Source organism: Dictyobacter kobayashii (assembly GCF_003967555.1).
GTDB classification, from domain to species: domain Bacteria; phylum Chloroflexota; class Ktedonobacteria; order Ktedonobacterales; family Ktedonobacteraceae; genus Dictyobacter; species Dictyobacter kobayashii.
Genome location: NZ_BIFS01000001.1, coordinates 2,428,509 through 2,445,373, shown reverse-complemented (window position 1 = coordinate 2,445,373; position 16,865 = coordinate 2,428,509). Strand labels below are relative to the sequence as shown.

The 16,865-nt window shown below is 50.3% G+C and carries 12 protein-coding genes; 2 read left to right on the top strand and 10 right to left on the bottom strand.

From position 1 onward, the window contains the following. Positions 1–5: 5 nt before the first annotated feature. The 4 genes from EL645_RS10700 to EL645_RS10685 all read right to left on the bottom strand — a co-directional run bounded on the left by EL645_RS10700 (position 6) and on the right by EL645_RS10685 (position 3,973). Positions 6–1,022: a helix-turn-helix domain-containing protein gene (locus EL645_RS10700; RefSeq protein WP_126550015.1), complete on the bottom strand. Its 1,017-nt coding sequence runs from the start codon at positions 1,020–1,022 to the stop codon at positions 6–8. 378 nt (positions 1,023–1,400) lie between these two features. Next, entirely contained in the window at positions 1,401–2,276 is an 876-nt protein-coding gene (locus tag EL645_RS10695; RefSeq protein WP_126550014.1) for an ABC transporter ATP-binding protein, read from the bottom strand. Positions 2,277–2,441: 165 nt separating this feature from the next. Further along, positions 2,442–3,224, bottom strand: coding sequence for an ABC transporter permease (locus tag EL645_RS10690; RefSeq protein ID WP_126550013.1), 783 nt, complete (start codon positions 3,222–3,224; stop codon positions 2,442–2,444). A gap of 35 nt (positions 3,225–3,259) precedes the next feature. Further along, positions 3,260–3,973, bottom strand: coding sequence for a hypothetical protein (locus tag EL645_RS10685; RefSeq protein ID WP_126550012.1), 714 nt, complete (start codon positions 3,971–3,973; stop codon positions 3,260–3,262). Between the two features lie 218 nt (positions 3,974–4,191). On the opposite strand from EL645_RS10685, the gene EL645_RS10680 reads away from it, so the two are divergent. Continuing rightward, entirely contained in the window at positions 4,192–5,622 is a 1,431-nt protein-coding gene (locus tag EL645_RS10680; protein ID WP_161977283.1) for a HAMP domain-containing sensor histidine kinase, read from the top strand. A gap of 36 nt (positions 5,623–5,658) precedes the next feature. Then, positions 5,659–6,342: a response regulator gene (locus EL645_RS10675; RefSeq protein ID WP_126550010.1), complete on the top strand. Its 684-nt coding sequence runs from the start codon at positions 5,659–5,661 to the stop codon at positions 6,340–6,342. Positions 6,343–6,544: 202 nt separating this feature from the next. On the opposite strand, the gene EL645_RS10670 is transcribed toward EL645_RS10675, so the two are convergent. The 6 genes from EL645_RS10670 to EL645_RS10645 all read right to left on the bottom strand — a co-directional run bounded on the left by EL645_RS10670 (position 6,545) and on the right by EL645_RS10645 (position 16,409). After that, entirely contained in the window at positions 6,545–7,549 is a 1,005-nt protein-coding gene (locus EL645_RS10670) for a Gfo/Idh/MocA family protein (protein ID WP_126550009.1), read from the bottom strand. A 104-nt stretch (positions 7,550–7,653) separates the two neighbouring features. After that, the gene (locus tag EL645_RS10665) at positions 7,654–8,694 is read right to left on the bottom strand and encodes an AraC family transcriptional regulator (RefSeq protein ID WP_246035339.1); all 1,041 of its coding nucleotides are present in this window, start codon (positions 8,692–8,694) and stop codon (positions 7,654–7,656) included. Between the two features lie 36 nt (positions 8,695–8,730). Continuing rightward, a complete protein-coding gene (locus EL645_RS10660; RefSeq protein WP_126550007.1) occupies positions 8,731–9,753 on the bottom strand; it encodes a Gfo/Idh/MocA family protein in 1,023 nt (340 codons plus the stop codon). Positions 9,754–9,974: 221 nt separating this feature from the next. Continuing rightward, positions 9,975–12,266 carry a transglycosylase domain-containing protein gene (locus tag EL645_RS10655; RefSeq protein ID WP_126550006.1) on the bottom strand — a complete coding sequence of 764 codons (2,292 nt, stop codon included), beginning with the start codon at positions 12,264–12,266 and terminating at the stop codon, positions 9,975–9,977. A gap of 574 nt (positions 12,267–12,840) precedes the next feature. Further along, complete coding sequence (locus tag EL645_RS10650; RefSeq protein ID WP_126550005.1) at positions 12,841–15,543, bottom strand: transglycosylase domain-containing protein; 2,703 nt, start codon at positions 15,541–15,543, stop codon at positions 12,841–12,843. 236 nt (positions 15,544–15,779) lie between these two features. Beyond that, positions 15,780–16,409 (bottom strand): MerR family transcriptional regulator, encoded by a 630-nt coding sequence (locus tag EL645_RS10645; protein ID WP_126550004.1) that lies wholly within the window; start codon positions 16,407–16,409, stop codon positions 15,780–15,782. Positions 16,410–16,865 lie beyond the last annotated feature (456 nt).

Here is a 16,865-nt window from a genome sequence, read left to right as displayed (position 1 = left end):
AGGGTCTAGAGGATCCAGACCCTGACGTTCTTAAAGTCTACTTCGGCTGGCCCTGTTGTTATTGAGCCGGCGAGCAAGCCGATCTGTCCATGGGTATAGCCGGCATCGTGGATTGATGAGACCTCTTGCCGATTGATATAGAGCGTCAGGATATCGTTCTGGGCTACGACTGCGAGCAGGTTAGGCTGATTGAGACCCTTATTAAACGCCCCGCAATTTCCCTGGTCGAGCAAGGTTGCATGGCCGATGCTATGGTCGGCGAAGCGATAAAACCAGTACGAGCCATCTGTATGCACGCGGAAAAGATAATAATGGCCATCAATGCTATCTTCTGATCTGAAGACGATACCTCCAAACTCACCTTGTTGAATATTCATCTCTACTTCATAGGCAAAATTAGCATAATCAGTTTTCTGAGCTATACAGGCGTGGAAGAAGCCGGCAAGAGGCTGATAGGCAACATACGTATTATTTTTAAACAGGCAGCGCGCCTGGGTCTCATTGGCGCCTTGCTGCCAGTCTGATGTACTATCAGGTTGTTGGAGTGTATCATTAAGTGCCAGGTGGCCTGTGTGTGGAGCATAGGGATTTGGTGGGCCGAAGCTAATGAAACCGCTGCTATAAGCGGTGAGCATAGCAGCGATCAATACAATGAGCAAGATGAGCGTAGCAATGAGCAGTGGCCGTCTCTTCCGTGCTGGCTGTAGTGCATATTCCGGACCTGTAGCTGTTACTACATCCATTTCTGGGGCAGCAGGGGTTGTGGGTGGCTCTTGCGTTATGATTGAAGTGCTGGCGGGTGGCGTTACCTGTACCAGGCCTAGCTCATGTGCATCCATATCCAGGTGTGTGCACAATTTTTCACGAAAGTAGGCTGAAGGGACCGAGACGCCTCGCTCCCATGAACTGATGCGGTTAGGGGTGGTGCCCAGTTCTTCGGCCATTCTAGCTTGTGACCAGCCACGTATCTCACGCTGATACTTCACGACTTCAGAGAAGTTCTTCTGCTGAAAACTCTCCATTGCACGCACCTGCGTTTCTATATCGAATTACTTATATTGATATATATCATACAACTCCTAACAGAAAAAACGCACTACCCACGAAGTTTCATCAGGACTTTTTCATGTTCCTCTTTGGCGCCTGCGGTGCCGGATTGAGAGTGTGGTGGGTGGCCGCGGCCACCCACCACACTCCACACCTGAAAGAATGGACCTCGCGGCATTTGCTCGTGATCTGTGTAAGAACATGAAAAAGCCCTGGAGCTGCATCGCATTGATAGACGCTCCCATGCCTTTTATATATTTTTGCAGCACCTGCGTATCTACACAGGTGCTGCAAAAATATATACCATTTGTTGTGCGCCGCAGGCGCGAGGCCATGTATGGCGAGCGCGGCATTTATTGATTGGATTGTCTGTGCATGAACCAGACATAGCCATCTTCGAGGCCGGGTTCGACTTGCACTGCCTGCTGGTTGGCTGTAGGCGTGCCAACCACACGATATTGAGTGCTGCTACTCATCTGGGTGGTTGAGACGATACTAAAGTTGCCTTCAGGCCGTGGGCCGTCGGTAGTGATATGCCAGACATAGCCACGGGTCTGCTCAAGCATCTGGGCAATGGTGCCCTGGAAGATGACCTGGCCGGACTTCATCATGGCTATGTTGCGGCAGGTCTGGGCGATATCTTCAACGATATGGGTTGAGAGCAGTACTGTTCGCTCGCCAGCCAGGTCCGATAGCAGGTTGCGGAAGCGGATACGCTCTTCTGGGTCCAGGCCAGCGGTTGGCTCGTCCACAATCAAGAAGCCGGGGTTATTGAGTAACGCCTGGGCGATGCCAACCCGACGTTTCATACCGCCTGAATAGGTCTTGATTTTACGCTGGGCAACATGTTTTAGCGCGACCATCTCCAACAGTTCTTCGACACGCTGCTGACGGACCTTGCGCTCGGTCAGACCCTTCAGGATCGCCACATAATCCAGGAATTCACGCGCACTTAGATCAGGATACATTCCCAGGTCCTGTGGCAGGTAGCCCAGTATCTTTTGTACTGATTGACGTCCCTGAGCGCTGGTCGCCTCATAAGGGCCAACCTGGATCGTGCCACTGGTAGGTTGTAGGATACCGGCCAGGATACGCATAAAGGTTGTTTTACCAGCTCCATTGGGGCCTAAGAGGCCAAACATACCATTGGGGATCTCGAGGGATAAATTATTTAATGCCTGCACGTTGCCGTGATAGATTTTATTGAGTTGCTGAATTTGAATTTGCATTGTCTGGTGTCCTTCCTGATTTTCCAAATTTATTACTATGTTTAAGTTCGTTTGTTTGTTTCTCAATCGTTGTCTATAGCATAATGTTTAACGCTCTTTTTGTGATGCGGCTACGGTCGGGTTTCTAGAACGGGTCTACAGTCGGGTAGCCATCGCTGCCAGGTCTTATTGTCTATGTAGCTGCCACTTTTGATAACCATGCAAGGCCAGCATGATCAAGGCGGCCAGCCCGAGCAAGAGCAGCATACTTTCTATCCCCTGCAGGGCGTTGGCCTGGTCAACCGGGAAGACCGTTACGCCGAAGAAGCCCCGACTCATATAGCCGCCTGCCGGTGTCAGAAGTGTATTGCTGAGTGTAGGAATGCCACGCGGTTTGTAGAGGTTGCCCCAGAACCAGTAGCCGACAAACAAGAACTGAAACAGTGGCACCCAGATGATGGCTGGTAAGGCCGTCGCTGCCGCTCCCACCAGTAACATGCCTGGCAAGATGATCGTGGCAAAAGTGGCGATGGAGAATAAGAATACCTCGGCATTGAGCGTTTGTACAAAGATGACCAGGATGCCCACGCTGTAGAAGATCAGGATAGGGAGTAGCGTTGCCAGGGTACTGCCCAGGTATTTACCCCACAACCTGGCTGCCGATGAACCGGGCAGGGTCGTCAAAATTTCTCCTACATGTGTACGCTTATCACGTGGCAAGCGATCAGCGATCAGGATAGCTACCGCTACCGGCAACAGGTAGTTGACAATATTGGTCCAGTAGGCCGTAGTGGCCAGCAGTGGAGCATTTTTAAGGTGCTGGATCATTGGAATTACGCCCGGTGTGCGGAACATAAAGCCCAGTATGATTAATTGGATCAGGCCCATCGTAATCCAGAGCCAGGGACGGCGTACCTGCATGAGGAATTCGTATTTGAAGGCTCCTAAGAGTGTTGCAAGCTTATACATGTGTGTTGCCCTTTCATCTGTTGTGACAGCTTGTATTATTCAGCGCTAGCGCTTTTGAGTAGATTTTCGTTGTTGCGTAAGAGCAACCAGTTAATCGGGAGCAAGATGACAGCCATGGCCAGTAATTCCAGGCGATTCGTAAGCCAGAAAGAAGCATCAGGCATCAAGGTAGTTGGAAAGAGTACCAATGGTTGGAGCCAGGCATTCGTCTCCAGCAGATTTTTAATAAACAGGGCCTCTAAGATCCAGATGCCGCCCAGGACGGCTCCGCTGGCTGAGATGCTGTGGGTCAGGATAGTGATAAAAAAACCTATACTCATAAACCAGAGTAGTGGTGCCAGCCAGATTAATTGTCCGACCAGAAATTGCCAGCCGAGGGCCCAGGAGGTAATCTGCTGGGGCTGATAGCCCAGGTTGAACCAGAATAGGATCGTATTGGTGAGAAAACCGACGCAGGCCGCCCAGATTAACACCAGCAGAAAGCGATACATTGCTGTACGTCGATAGCTGGTTGGCATTGTTAGTTGTAACTCCAGGGCCGGATCGTGCAGGCCAGTGGCCGCTACAATAGCGCCCATGGCGAGCGGCAAGAACATTTCCTGACTCGCCATCAAAGCATGGGAGGTATTGACACCTAGAATATGCAGCAGCACAGCCAGCGCGGCGAACAGAACGATTACCACGAGTGGCGGCAGAATAACTTTTGGTCCTAGCAGACGCAATTCATAACGCAATAATTGTGTATTCATGGCTATTTCCTTTACATCCTCTATATCTCAAACAGTATTGTGTTTCTTGCTACGTCTAAAGAATAAAAGAAATGGCCAATATTGTGATGCGGCTAGAGACGTGTCTTTATAATGCGTCTGTAGACCTATTCGCATATGGGAGAACGAAATGTTCTATAATAAAAATTGCCATTATGATGATGGAGAATATAAGCCAAGTGTTTATTGGAGCAGGCTGCATGAATTTGTTGAAACGGCCCGGACAGCGACTGCAGTGGAAGTTGACGCTGTCGGCACTCTTGACCACGGTAGTGACGGTTTTTTTAATTGAATTGATTACCGTTATCGTAGTCTTGATCTATTTTTTTGCTTTCCCGAACCGCATCTGGTTGAATAATATTCAGAGTTTAGCCAATCAGGCCATCCCTTTCTTTGTGCATGAGCATCCCGACCAGGCTGAACTGGCGAAATGGTTACAGGTTACCAATAGCGGCACTCTCGAAGATACTGTTAAAACCAGCAGCAGTTTTCTGGCCGTGGTCGATCGTCAGGGAAATGTTTTGTTCGCGCAGGGTGGAGATCCTCGGCCACAGCTACAACGTGTCCTCTCCCCGACTGAACAGCAACAACTGCAAAGTATGCTGCGAGGGAAAGGCGCCATCCAGGGTCAGGCCTTCCAGGATGACCAGCACATAGCGGTCCTGATGGCCCCTATTCGGGATGGACAGCAGATCAAGGGTGCCATTATCTTACGCTCAGATCAATTGACGAATGCATCTTTTTCGGCTAACTTCAGCAACCTCTTGCCGTTGATCGGGCTTAATTTGATCGTTATTACGGTACTGGCTGCTATAACGGGGGCCGTGGCAGGCTTTCTGACCGCACGTAGCTTTACGCGCCGCTTCAGACGCCTCTCACTGACGGCCGATCAATGGAGCAAGGGCGATTTCGCCGCGCGCACCATCGATACTTCTGAGGATGAGCTCGGGCAATTGATGCGACAGCTCAATCGTATGGCCGAGCAGCTACAGCAACTGCTCCGTACGCGCCAGCAATTAGCCTCCCTGGAAGAGCGCAATCGCCTGGCGCGGGATCTACATGATAGTGTCAAGCAGCAAGTTTTTGTCGTGGCCATGCAGGTGGGGGCGATTCGTCTCCTGATGGGCAAGGACATTGCAGTGGCCCGCCAGCGGCTGGATGATATGGAACAATTGGTGCGTGAGATTCAAAAAGAATTGAGCGCCTTGATACGCGAACTACGTCCGGTGGCGCTGGAAGGCAGATCCCTGGGGCAAGCACTACAGGCATATGTTAAACAATGGCAGGATCAAACCTGGATTGCTGCCAACGTTGACGTTGAGGAGCCGTGTGTATGCTCACCCAATCTAGAAGACGCGCTCTTTCGGGTGGCTCAGGAGGCTCTCTCGAACGTTGCACGCCACAGCAATGCTACCCAGGTGCAGGTACAATTGCAATGCAGCGGAGAGCTGGTTGTACTGCGGATCTCTGATAATGGTAAAGGTTTTCAATCCGACAAATTAGAGAAGCGCGGCGTTGGCCTGCTGTCCATGCAGGAGCGTATCCATGAGCTGGGAGGCCAGATAGAGATTAGCAGTACCACAGGCAAGGGAACGCAGATATATATACAATGTGCCGTGGCACAGCAATAAATATGTGCTTTGCTGGGGACGAAGGAGTTTAAAAAGATGCAGGAAGCAGGAGAAGGCATGATCACAGTGCTGCTGGTAGATGACCATAAGCTGGTGCGCCAGGGGGTACGTATATTTCTGGAACTGCAGCCAGATATTGAGGTACTGGCCGAAGCTGACAATGGCGAGATGGCCATACAGCTGGTACAAGAATTGCAGCCAGCAATCGTGCTGATGGATATGATCTTACCAGCTATGAATGGGATTGAGGCCACGCGCCGCATCAAACAGGTCAGTCCCGATACGAAGATCGTTATCCTGACCTCATTTCACGAAGACGAATATATTTTTCCCGCCCTGCGTGCCGGTGCGCTCTCTTATGTTCTCAAGGATGTTGGCCCGGATGAACTGGCAGATGCCATCCGCAAAGCGGCCCGCGATGAATCGGTGCTGCATCCGCGCGTCGCAGCCAGAGTCGTGCAAGAGATCCAGGGTACCAAGAAAGAGGCGCGCAATCTGGGTGCTGACCTGAGCGAGCGTGAACTGGATGTCTTGCGCTTAATCGCGGCCGGGCAGAGTAATGCTGAGATCGCCGAGAAGCTGGTGATCAGCGAAAAAACCGTCAAAGGTCATGTAAGCAATATTTTAGGGAAACTGCATACAGCTGATCGCACCCAGGCAGCTGTCTATGCCTGGGAACACGGCATCGTCCAACGTAAACAAACCCCAAGAGACATATAATTACAGCTATATCGCATATGCGACGTAGCTGTAATTATATGTCTCTTGGATACAAAGGTGTAAAATTACGCACCTTATGTGATACAAAAGTATGCAACCACACTTCTTATGTAGTGCAAAAGTGCGCAATGCTCACTTTTGCACTACATAAGGAAAAAATCGGGCGCGGCAGCGCCCGCCCGCAAGGGAGTCTGGGACTCTCTTAGACCAGGTCGGAAAGGGAGATAGTGCGTTTCTCTTCAACCGACTTGTAAGCACCAAGGATTACTTTAAGCACATTGATGCCTTCCGCTTCAGTATTGACCGGGCGACGGCCTTCCTGCAGACAGGTCACAAAGTCCTTGATCTCTTCGGCAAATGTATCGACGCCAGACAATTCAATTTTTTTGGGCTCGCCACCCTGTAATTTATAAAACAGGTCGCTGCCATAGCTATAAGCATTGCCCTTTTCAGCCACGATTGAGAACTTCTCAGTGATGGCTGCCGGCACATAAGCCCAGCTAGTTACGATATTGCCAACCGCGCCATCTGCGAAGCGTACCAGCACCTGAGCGGAATCCTCACCATCCATGAATTCCAGGCGATGCTTGCTCAACATGGCTGTAACTTCAACAGGCTCGCTGCTGGCCAGGTAGAGCAACAAATAGGTAGGATGGTAACCGGTATCGATCAGTTCACCGCCACCAATCATTGAGCGATTGCCGCGCCAGCCAATGTTTTTGGGATCAAATGAATTAAAGAAGCTGTCGGTTGTGCGGATCTCATAGACCTTACCGAAGACCCCTTCATTGATCATTTGTTTGACCTTAGCCACAGGAGGCATCGTAAGCTGGTTATGGGCGCACATCAGGGTAACGCCATTGGCGGAGACCGCTTGTTGTACAGCCTCAGCCTCCTGGACCGTTAGACAGAGAGGTTTCTCACACAGGATATGTTTTTTTGCATTGGCGGCCGCCACAATAGCATCTTTATGTAAATGATGGGGGAGACAGATATCGACAGCATCGATATCCGCTTTTGCCAGCATCTCATTATAGTCGCTATAGATTTCCGCCCCACCAACTTCCTGCGCCCGTTTCTCTGCATTGGCTGCCACCACATCGCTAACCGCGGTAACCTTTGCCTGTTCAGGAATACGGAGATACCCTTTGACGTGTGGTGCTGTGATACCTCCACAGCCAATGAGCCCAATCTTAATAATTGCCATGGTGTCTTTCCTCCTTGAGTATGCATTGGTTCGACCAATAAGTGCCATACAGATTCATCTCTATATGGCGGGAGCATCCCCGATGGATACTTCGGTGTATAGCATCAATATAAAGGGACAGAACGAGTAGGACTCGTGCCATCGGTGATTTTATGCAGGCGTTGTTGTTCGCGATATTGCTGGGGGGTCAACCCCATGCGCTTTTTGAAGACATAATGTAGATAGCTACCACTGGAAAAGCCATGCTGGCCAGCCAGTTGTTCAACGGTCTGGTCCGCATTGGTAAGCGCCATACAGACCTGTGTCAGGCGATAGCGTTCCAGGTAGCCACTAAAGGTCTCGCCGCCCTGCTCATCCAGGATGCGCTGTAGCTGCCGGCCACAGATATGCAGCTCATCTGCCACCTCTTCCAGTGTCAGAGCATGCGCATAATTATCACGAATGTACTGGGTTGCCAGGCCATAGCGATAGGCATTCATATCCCTTGAGGGCAGTGCCGTATTGATCTGAGTGACATGATGTGCCCGAGCCGCGCGCAGCATAATCTGAATCACAGCTTGCCGAATTGTCGAGAAGGCTCCCAACTCGCGATCATGCCAGGCCCGATAAGCCGTCAAAAACCAGCTCATCGCATCATACTGATCCACCGTGGGGCGAGCCTGCATCGTATTCAACTGACGCATGCACTCCTCGGCCTCCGCCACTTCCCATTCCTCGCCCCAGGGAACATCAGGATGCTCACCAGCGGGCACGTCATCCAATTTGACAATATCGATGTGCAGGCACAGCTCATCAAGCTGCTCACATTGATCGGCTTCCTGTTGATGGATCACATGAGGGCCTGTCAAATAAAACATTCCGGCATGAACGGGGTAGTGCCCATCTTCCAACACGACCGCACCGGTACCACTGGGAATGAAGTGGAACTCAAAGTCCCGGTGCTTGTGTGCCTGAATGACGCATCCCGCCTTCAACGTTGTCAAATGGCAACGCAGAACTTGAATGCCGTAACGTCCCCAACGAAAGCGGATATCCAGCCGATCAAGTGCCTGGGGGTCCGCCTGCATGAGTTGAAATTGTGAAGGTCCCATGTTTCTCCGGGAGGTCTGGTAACGCGATCGACTCAGACCCTTTGCCAAAGTCATCACCATGTCTCCTCTATCAGTATCAGCCAATCAATTTTAGCGCTGTAACGAGCTCAGTTTCACCGGCTGATTACTGCGGGCAGAGATATTCGCGGCTTCCATCAATGCGCTAAGATCAATCGCCGTCTGGATATTTTCGGTGGCGGTTGTACCCTGCTGAATGTGGCTGACCCATTGCTGGAAGGCACCCGGTAGCTCGGCGGGTAATTGTGGAATGGTGTGCCACTGCTCGCCGCCAGGAGTCCCTGGCTGGGTGCTGCGAATGATCAGATGACTCTCGGGAGTGCCAAAGAAGAGGCTCCCCTCAGTCCCATGCGCCTCAATCGTGAATGGTGAGAAGCGATTGACAAAGCCCGCTTCGACCACGCCAATCGCGCCATTGGGATAGCAGAGAGTGACCAGGGCATTATCTTCTACCTCGCGCCCCGTGACATAGCCATAGTTCGCACTCACACTTTCTGGCAGACCCAGGAAGAGACGGGTCAGATACATGGGATGGCAACCCAGATCGATCATGGCGCCGCCGCCGCATTGTTGAGCGTTAAAGAAATGCGCGGGTAGCCAGCCATTGGGATTGTCGGCAGTCGCGATGGCGCCATTGTGCGAGAGACGGACACGCACCAGGGTTGTCTCCCCTAATTGCTGTTTGCCCAGGATCTCCCGAATGGCCTGTGTATAGCCGGCATTCAGACGAGGAAGCGAGACTGTCAGCTTAACCCCCGCCTGCTCAACCGCCGCCACGATTTCATTACATTCATGCAGCGTTGTAGCGATAACCTTTTCAGTAAATATATGTTTGCCAGCTTTAGCAGCGGCGATCATCACATCGCGGTGGATATTGGTGGGAGTGTCTACAATGACCGCATCGATATCAGACTGAGCCAGGAGCTCATCCAAATGGTCGTAAAAACGCACCCCTAACTTCTCTGCCTGCGCACGTCCACGTTCTGGCTCCTCATCCCATGCCGCCGCAATCTGTGTATCGGGATGTTCAAGGGCCTGTCGTGTATAGTCACGTGCATGGACATGCCAGAAGCTTAGCATTGCAACACGAAGCATCACTATTCTCCTTTGAAATTGCGACTAATAGCAGAAGGTTTAGTGTAATTCTACAATTCAATTAGAGGTTTTTACAATCTTATGTGGCGACACACATGTATGAAATTGCGACAAGCTCATCCAATGACGGCGTATTTTTCTCTTAAAAAATGTAGTAAAAAAGCGCCCGTTAGAGCGCTTTACAAGTGGAGAGAGGGCGATCAAGACCGCCCTCTAAGCAGTTATTTAAAGTGCCAATCGGTAGTAATCTTTCCCGGATATGCCACTGTTTTCTTTATCAGTGTACTGGGTGGTCCAGGGAAAGGACGAATCGGCTGGCCCTGTTCGGCCAGTAGCATGGTATCGTGCCAGATTGGACCGGCGCCATCCACACCAGTGACATTTACCATTGGTGAGTTATCGTTATTGCCAGCCCAGACTCCAACGGTAACGTCGGTGGTAAAGCCCATCGTCCAGTTATCACGGAAGTCATTCGAGGTACCCGTCTTGGCAGCTGAAGGCCGAATCGGACCCGGTTGACCAGCGTAACACTGGTTCATAGTCGTTTTGTAGAGCACCAATGAGCTACACTTACCAAACTCGTAGATACGCGAGTCGTTATCGCTCAGCACATCGGTAATCATAAAGGCCGTTTCTTTGCGCAGGACACGCTGGGGTTGAGGCCTGATGCGCAGGATCAGATGGCCATCTTGATCTCTGATGGTATTGATGGCGTGTGGTGGGATGCGAACACCCCCATTGGCAAAGGTCGCGTAACCAGCTGTATTATCGATCAGATGCACGCTCAGCGAACCCAGCACCATTGTATAATTTGGAATACCCTCGTAAGTAGTAATACCCATGCTTTGTGCTGTATGGAGGGCCTTATCGACACTTGTGCGCAGCAGCAACTTGACCGCAGGAATATTGAACGAGTTCTGAAGCGCATAACGATAGGGAACCCAGCCATGATAGTTCTGATCATAGTTGTGTGGCGAATACGAAGGTAGGCCACAGCACATCTGAATCGTCAGTGGACCATCCAACACCGTTTCGCCAGGACTGATACCTTCGTCAAAAGCCGTCGCGTAGATGTATGGCTTGAAGGAAGAGCCCGGCTGGCGATATCCCTGCGAAGCCACATCGAAATCCCCATACTTGGGATTGTTCGGATCGATATTGCCAACCAGGGTACGAATCGCCCCTGTATGCTGGTCCAGCACTACCACGGCCGCATTGGACATATTATGTAGTTTTGCCATCTCCGCGATATGCTTCTGAGCTGCCTTGAGGACCTTGTTTTGTAGATCCAGATCCAGGGTGGTATCAACGATCAAGCCGGCACGCGAGAGATCGCTGATCTTCACATGCAGATCGCTGGCTAATTCTCGTAAGGTATAGTTGACGAAATGAGGTGCAAGCCTGTTATTGAATGTTCCAGGCTTAAGAAAGTTTGGCTTTTGAGCCTCCGCAATGGCGTCGGCGCGCTCCTTCGCCGTAATATAGCCCTGGCTATACATCTGCTGCAACACCTCTTGCATGCGCGTAGAGGCGGCTTTAGGGTGTAGAAATGGATCACGAGCGATGGGTGAACTAGGAATGCCTGCCAGCATAGCTGATTGAGCAATATCCAATTGCTGGGCCGCCGTCTGCGTCGTAGTATCCTTTAAGCCAAAGTAGGAAAAGGCAGCCGCTTCGGCACCATATGAACGCTCACCATAGTAGGTCGTATTCAAGTACATCTGCAGGATCTGCTCTTTAGTGTAGTAGCGCGAGATATCGGGTGCCAGGATAATCTCTTGCAACTTACGCAGCATAGTGGATTGATTGCCCACGATACTATTCTTAATCAACTGCTGGGTGATCGTGCTACCGCCGGAAACCACCTTCTTACTGGTCATATCTGAGATCGCGGCACGCAAGATACCAGTAATATCATAGCCAGGATTTTTGTAGAAGTACTGATCCTCAATAGCGATTTCAGCATGAGCCAGGTGAGGGGAGATTTTATTCAGCGGAACGCTGGTCTGCATCCCCTGGTCCATCATCTGAAAAATCAACTTCCCATGTACATCATAAATGCGTGTACTATCTCTGGGCAGGATATCCTCAAGGGTTATAATTTTATCCCCGAACTTTTCGTGGGTGGCATTGATAAAGCCCGCCACAGTCACAAAGATAATGACCACAACCAGGAAGATCGAGAAAACGCTCGCGGCCATCGGCAACAGCGTTCCGGTCCCGATGCGCTCACTGAGCGCGATCGTACCCAGTGTCTGGCGCAGATTCTTACGTTTAAGATGACGCCGTGTACGCCAGCCAGCCGGGTGGGAAGCTTGATGGGGGACAGAATAGTAGACCCCCGGCATGGGCCGTTCAGGCACACTATTCATTCTCTGGGCGACGGCGGCCTGACTATGTGGTGGTAACTTGGCAGGAGTTCTATGCTGGGGCTGTGCGCCCTCATCCTTTTGTGATCCCGAGCCTCCTCCGGGCGTTGGAGGAGTCTCCCCGACATGCTGATCGGTCTGCATGGTCAAACCTCTTTCTACAACCTATCTTCACTCACTACTGCTACACTTTGCCCATACATAAAACACCACGGGGCATAATGCATCCATCTATAGTCATAGTGGATCGCCACAGCCCTGTGATTTTGGAATAGAGAAAACATACGCCGAGCAATGCGCATATATAGAAGAATGGCAATCATTGCCATTTTTACAAAAGAGAGCGAATAATTTCACTTTTAATTATACGTGCTGCTCATTTACCTCATTAAGCTCTCTGGTCTATCCAGGTAGAACCCTTTAAATGTACTATTATAGGCAATAGGTGCCTGCTGAGTACGGGTTTTTTAAGCTAATCTGAACTGTACTATAAAACAGTTATCTGTACATAGTAACGCTGTAAATGAAGTGATAGTAACTCGCCAGATATAAATTCTTTAGAACCATCAGGAGGCGTATGTTGACATAATCTATAAATAGTTATGTCAAGTTCATGGGTATGTTGTGGGACGGGTTGGAATTATGGAGTCTGCAAAAGAGGAAGAGCTGTCTATCCACTTATATAGGAGTCGCACAGCTCTTCTACCTGTTTCCGCGCTTACCACCAGCCTGTATTCGGGCTGTGGTCAGATGGAGGAGGGGAGACAAACGTGAAATTGCTACAATAGGGATGGCCCGTAGCAACGCTGGTCGCCGCGGCGTGGTGCTTGTGGCTGGCAGGAGCAAGCGTCACCGTCGGTTCAGTAGTTGGTATCTGGTTAAAGGTTGGATAATGGCCTGGCAGATACCAATCATCAGTTTGGATACCATCTGGATAGGTCATTACGCCTCGGTCCAGGCCACCAGGATTTACAAAGTTGTTAATTGGACGACCTGCTTCAGCCAATAGCATTGAATCATGCCAGATCGGAGCTGCGCCCTGCACGCCAGTGACATTATACATTGGCGTATAGTTATTGTTGCCCGCCCAGACACCCATCACAAAATCAGTGGTATAGCCCATGGTCCAGTTATCGCGGAAATCATTGGTCGTACCTGTTTTAGCGGCCGCGGGGCGTACCGTGCCACGATTACCGGCCCAGCATTGGTTTTCCGGATTGGAGTAGAGTTGCAACGGATTACAATCAAAAAATTCTGGCAGGCGGGAATTATTGTCACTCAGCATATCAGTCATCATATAAGCTACCTGAGGACTGATCGCCTGCTTACCATCTGTAGACTGGTGGGTGACGACCTTATTGTTGTAAGTGTAGACGATCTTATCGATGGCATATGGTTGAAAGGTCTTACCATTATTGGCAAAGGCCCCAAATGCTGTCGTATGTTCTAACAGATTAACATCCAGACCACCAAGGACCATTGAATAACCAGCCTCACCTTTGGTATGCTGGATGCCCATCGCTTTAGCTGTGTTTAGTGCGTTATTAATCCCTACATGTTGCAGGGTTTTGACCGCTGGAATATTCAATGAGTTCTGCAGCGCGCAACGCATAGTCACATGGCCATGATAGCTCTGATCATAATTCTTTGGCTCATAGGTGGCTGGATTTGAACCGGGCGGAAGTGTAATGACCAATGGAGCGTCCGAGATAGCCTGGGCCGGCGTATAGCCTTGTGCCAGCGCAGTCGCATAGACATATGGCTTAAAAGAAGATCCCGGTTGGCGATAGCCCATGGTCGCGACATCAAATTTTCCATCAATAGTCTTGCTGTTATAATCCAGGCTACCCAACAACGAACGGATCGCACCCGTATGGTAATCAATCAAAACCTCTGCAGCGTTGGTCACATTATGTCCAGCCAGTTCAGCAATATGTTCCTGCATTATCTTCTGAATCTTATCCTGCAACCCGATATCCAGGGTCGTATACACTTTCAAGCCCGAGCGCGAGAGCTGGATCGGCGTAAGTTTGAGCTGCTGCTCTAATTGTTGGCGCACATATTGGCTGAAGTGAGGTGCCCGATCATTCAGGTTGGGAGGACCTTTAACGAAGCCTGGCTTCTGCTCTTCCTGGATCGCAGCCTGGGCCTGCTCTTGCGTAATATAGCCCTCGCGCAACATAAGATCCAGGACCGTGGAGAAGCGACTGGCTGTCGTCTTAGGATGCAGGCCTGGATCGTAAAGCGAGGGGGAGCTGGGGATACCAGCCAGCATAGCGGCCTGGGCCAGATCAAGCTGCGCTGAGGCCGGCTTGCCAGGCTGATCTACCAGCCCAAAGTACATTGTGGCAGCGGCATCGATACCATAGGCCTGGTGCCCATAGTAAATGGTGTTCAGATACATCTCCAGGATGTCGTTTTTACTGTACAGGTTATTGATCTGAGGTGTCAGCACAATCTCCTGTAACTTACGCGTAACATTAGCCTGGTTGCCAACGATCAGGTTTTTGATTAATTGCTGGGTGATCGTACTACCGCCTTCAATGACGCGACCGTGTTCAAGATTTTGGATGGCTGACTGTAGAATACGGAAAATGTCGACGCCAGAGTTCTGCCAGAAGTTTTTATCCTCAGTCGCAACCGTAGCATTGATTAACAGGGGCGAGACCTGATTGAGCGTAACCGATGTGTGCAGGCCCTGATCCTCCATCTGGGAGAGCAGGACCCCTTTGCTATCGTAGATTTTCAGATTGTCGCGCGGTGTGAGGTCGCGCAAAGATAAGATTTGCCGGTTATAAGAGGTGCTGGTGTCATTGTAGAAGCGATAGGTAGCATAGGAGCCAGCGCCTGTGATGGTGAGGATGATCAGGGCGATCGCTCCCAGCGTGCTCAAGATACTTAGCCAGAAGCGATTGAATGAATGGTGATTCTGTGCCCGATTGTGGCGTAGATGTTTGCGCGATAGGTGGCGTAGAAGCACTTTTCGTTGACGTTGTCCAGTCCACTGTCCTTTTCGATTGCGCGTACTGGTGTAGTTACCAGTAGTAGGTGAGGGTAAGGCACTTGCCGTAGTAGCTGCTTCAAGTGCCTGCGGAGAACGATTGGGTTCTAATGGAGCAGGTTGTTGCTGGTGATTGGCTTGCTGTGCAAGGCGCTGGCTGCGTCTGTTTTTCTGTTCCAGGTAGCGCTGGGCACGTTCAAAGCGCTCCTGGCGCGCCGCATAAAAAGAAGGGGAGCGAGATTGCCTGGCAGTAGGAGGTGTGACTGGCAAAGGTGGTAGAGCAGGTGTGCCAGGGATCGGTGTATGCGAAATAGAGGAAGGGGCCTGCGTATCATCTGGTTCCCCGTGGATCTCCATCGGATTTTCACCCTGGTCTTGTGGAGGCGTATTATCTTCAGGCTTTTGCTGTTCAATTGGCATAAGAGGTACCCCTTATCTATCCAAAAAAATGTCCCGAGACAATCCTGTATCTATACCATCATATGTACTATCCATTGTAATGCTGTGCTTTTTTTGCGCAGCACGTTCCAAGGCATTTCTTTTATCTATTTATTAGACGTCGTAAAATGCAAAATGTCTCGTTTTAGTGAAGGGTTTGGGTTTCACTCTATAAAACAGCCGTTATCTTATTTTTTCGTGGGCGCTTCACTGTTTATTTAATTCTGGGTGGCTTCAATCAAGGCGGGTAGAATTTCGTTAGTAATAGCCTGTATCTGATGGAAACTATCGATCCAGAAGATATCGTGATCTCGGCCACTACGTATTTCGGCAAGTTGTAGAATGCCTTCATCTATCAAGGTGCGGAAATAGAGGAAGGCGCGCACAGCATCAGCGAGCGGCACATTGGAGGCCCAGGTAATAGAGCCATACTCACGTCCCAGTTCGATCGCTTCTTTTTTCAAGTCATCGATATGGGTGCCATCGTTGAGGGTGCGCAGCACAAGATCGAGCAGGCGCCGGCCAAGCTGCCGATAGGCATCACGGGCTGTTGTATCAAAATGCTGGTACCAGGGGAAGGTATCCAGGGTGCCATCAGTGAAGGCGAAACGTACACGTCCCAGCACGCTTTGGACAAGTAGCACAGACGCTGGATCGGGTTTAGGCTCAGCTTCCTGACGGAGACGTGCTTCAATATCAGCACGGCGGAAGCGGCGGTGTCCACCACTGGTACGCCGTGAGGGGATCTCATTGCGATCAGCCCATAAGCGCACGGTGGCTGGATGCATACCCAGCAATTCAGCCGCCTCCCGTAAGCTTAGCCACTCCTCTCCTGTATGCGATGTCACCACGTTACCTCCTGCGACTATGGGGGTTATCCGAACGATAAGAAATGCTCAATATGTAGCTTGATTGTATGGAATTCACACCGTATCGTCAAGTCTGAGATTGAACTCTTCCGACATGGCGGGTAAGCTTCTACATGCTTTGGGTCCAGTATATCTTACAACAGGAATGTATCTTACGCTGTTTCCTGTATTTTTCCCCATAATATGTCAGAGGATTTTTCCCCTATATATTATATCGATCCAATTTTCTGATTGGATAGCTCATTCCCATTGTATCCATCATTATTAATATTGTGTTGTAGGTGAGGGAAATGCCGCTTAATATGGATATTTTTGTGAGATTTGTTCTGGAATATGCATTATATATTATATAGTTTATTGCCACTATTAAGATGTGCCATGCTTTTGCTTTCTATGAGGGGTGATTGTTTTCCATCATTATGGGAAGCGCGTCGT

Bases quoted from the DNA above. Each gene is read 5' to 3' on its own strand.
- EL645_RS10670 (WP_126550009.1), bottom strand. From the start codon at position 7,549: ATGGCAATTATTAAGATTGGGCTCATTGGCTGTGGAGGTATCACAGCA.
- EL645_RS10650 (WP_126550005.1), bottom strand. From the start codon at position 15,543: ATGCCAATTGAACAGCAAAAGCCTGAAGATAATACGCCTCCACAAGAC.
- EL645_RS10655 (WP_126550006.1), bottom strand. From the start codon at position 12,266: ATGCAGACCGATCAGCATGTCGGGGAGACTCCTCCAACGCCCGGAGGA.
- EL645_RS10675 (WP_126550010.1), top strand. From the start codon at position 5,659: ATGCAGGAAGCAGGAGAAGGCATGATCACAGTGCTGCTGGTAGATGAC.
- EL645_RS10665 (WP_246035339.1), bottom strand. From the start codon at position 8,694: ATGACTTTGGCAAAGGGTCTGAGTCGATCGCGTTACCAGACCTCCCGG.
- EL645_RS10680 (WP_161977283.1), top strand. From the start codon at position 4,192: ATGAATTTGTTGAAACGGCCCGGACAGCGACTGCAGTGGAAGTTGACG.
- EL645_RS10685 (WP_126550012.1), bottom strand. From the start codon at position 3,973: ATGAATACACAATTATTGCGTTATGAATTGCGTCTGCTAGGACCAAAA.
- EL645_RS10660 (WP_126550007.1), bottom strand. From the start codon at position 9,753: ATGCTTCGTGTTGCAATGCTAAGCTTCTGGCATGTCCATGCACGTGAC.
- EL645_RS10690 (WP_126550013.1), bottom strand. From the start codon at position 3,224: ATGTATAAGCTTGCAACACTCTTAGGAGCCTTCAAATACGAATTCCTC.
- EL645_RS10695 (WP_126550014.1), bottom strand. From the start codon at position 2,276: ATGCAAATTCAAATTCAGCAACTCAATAAAATCTATCACGGCAACGTG.
- EL645_RS10700 (WP_126550015.1), bottom strand. From the start codon at position 1,022: ATGGAGAGTTTTCAGCAGAAGAACTTCTCTGAAGTCGTGAAGTATCAG.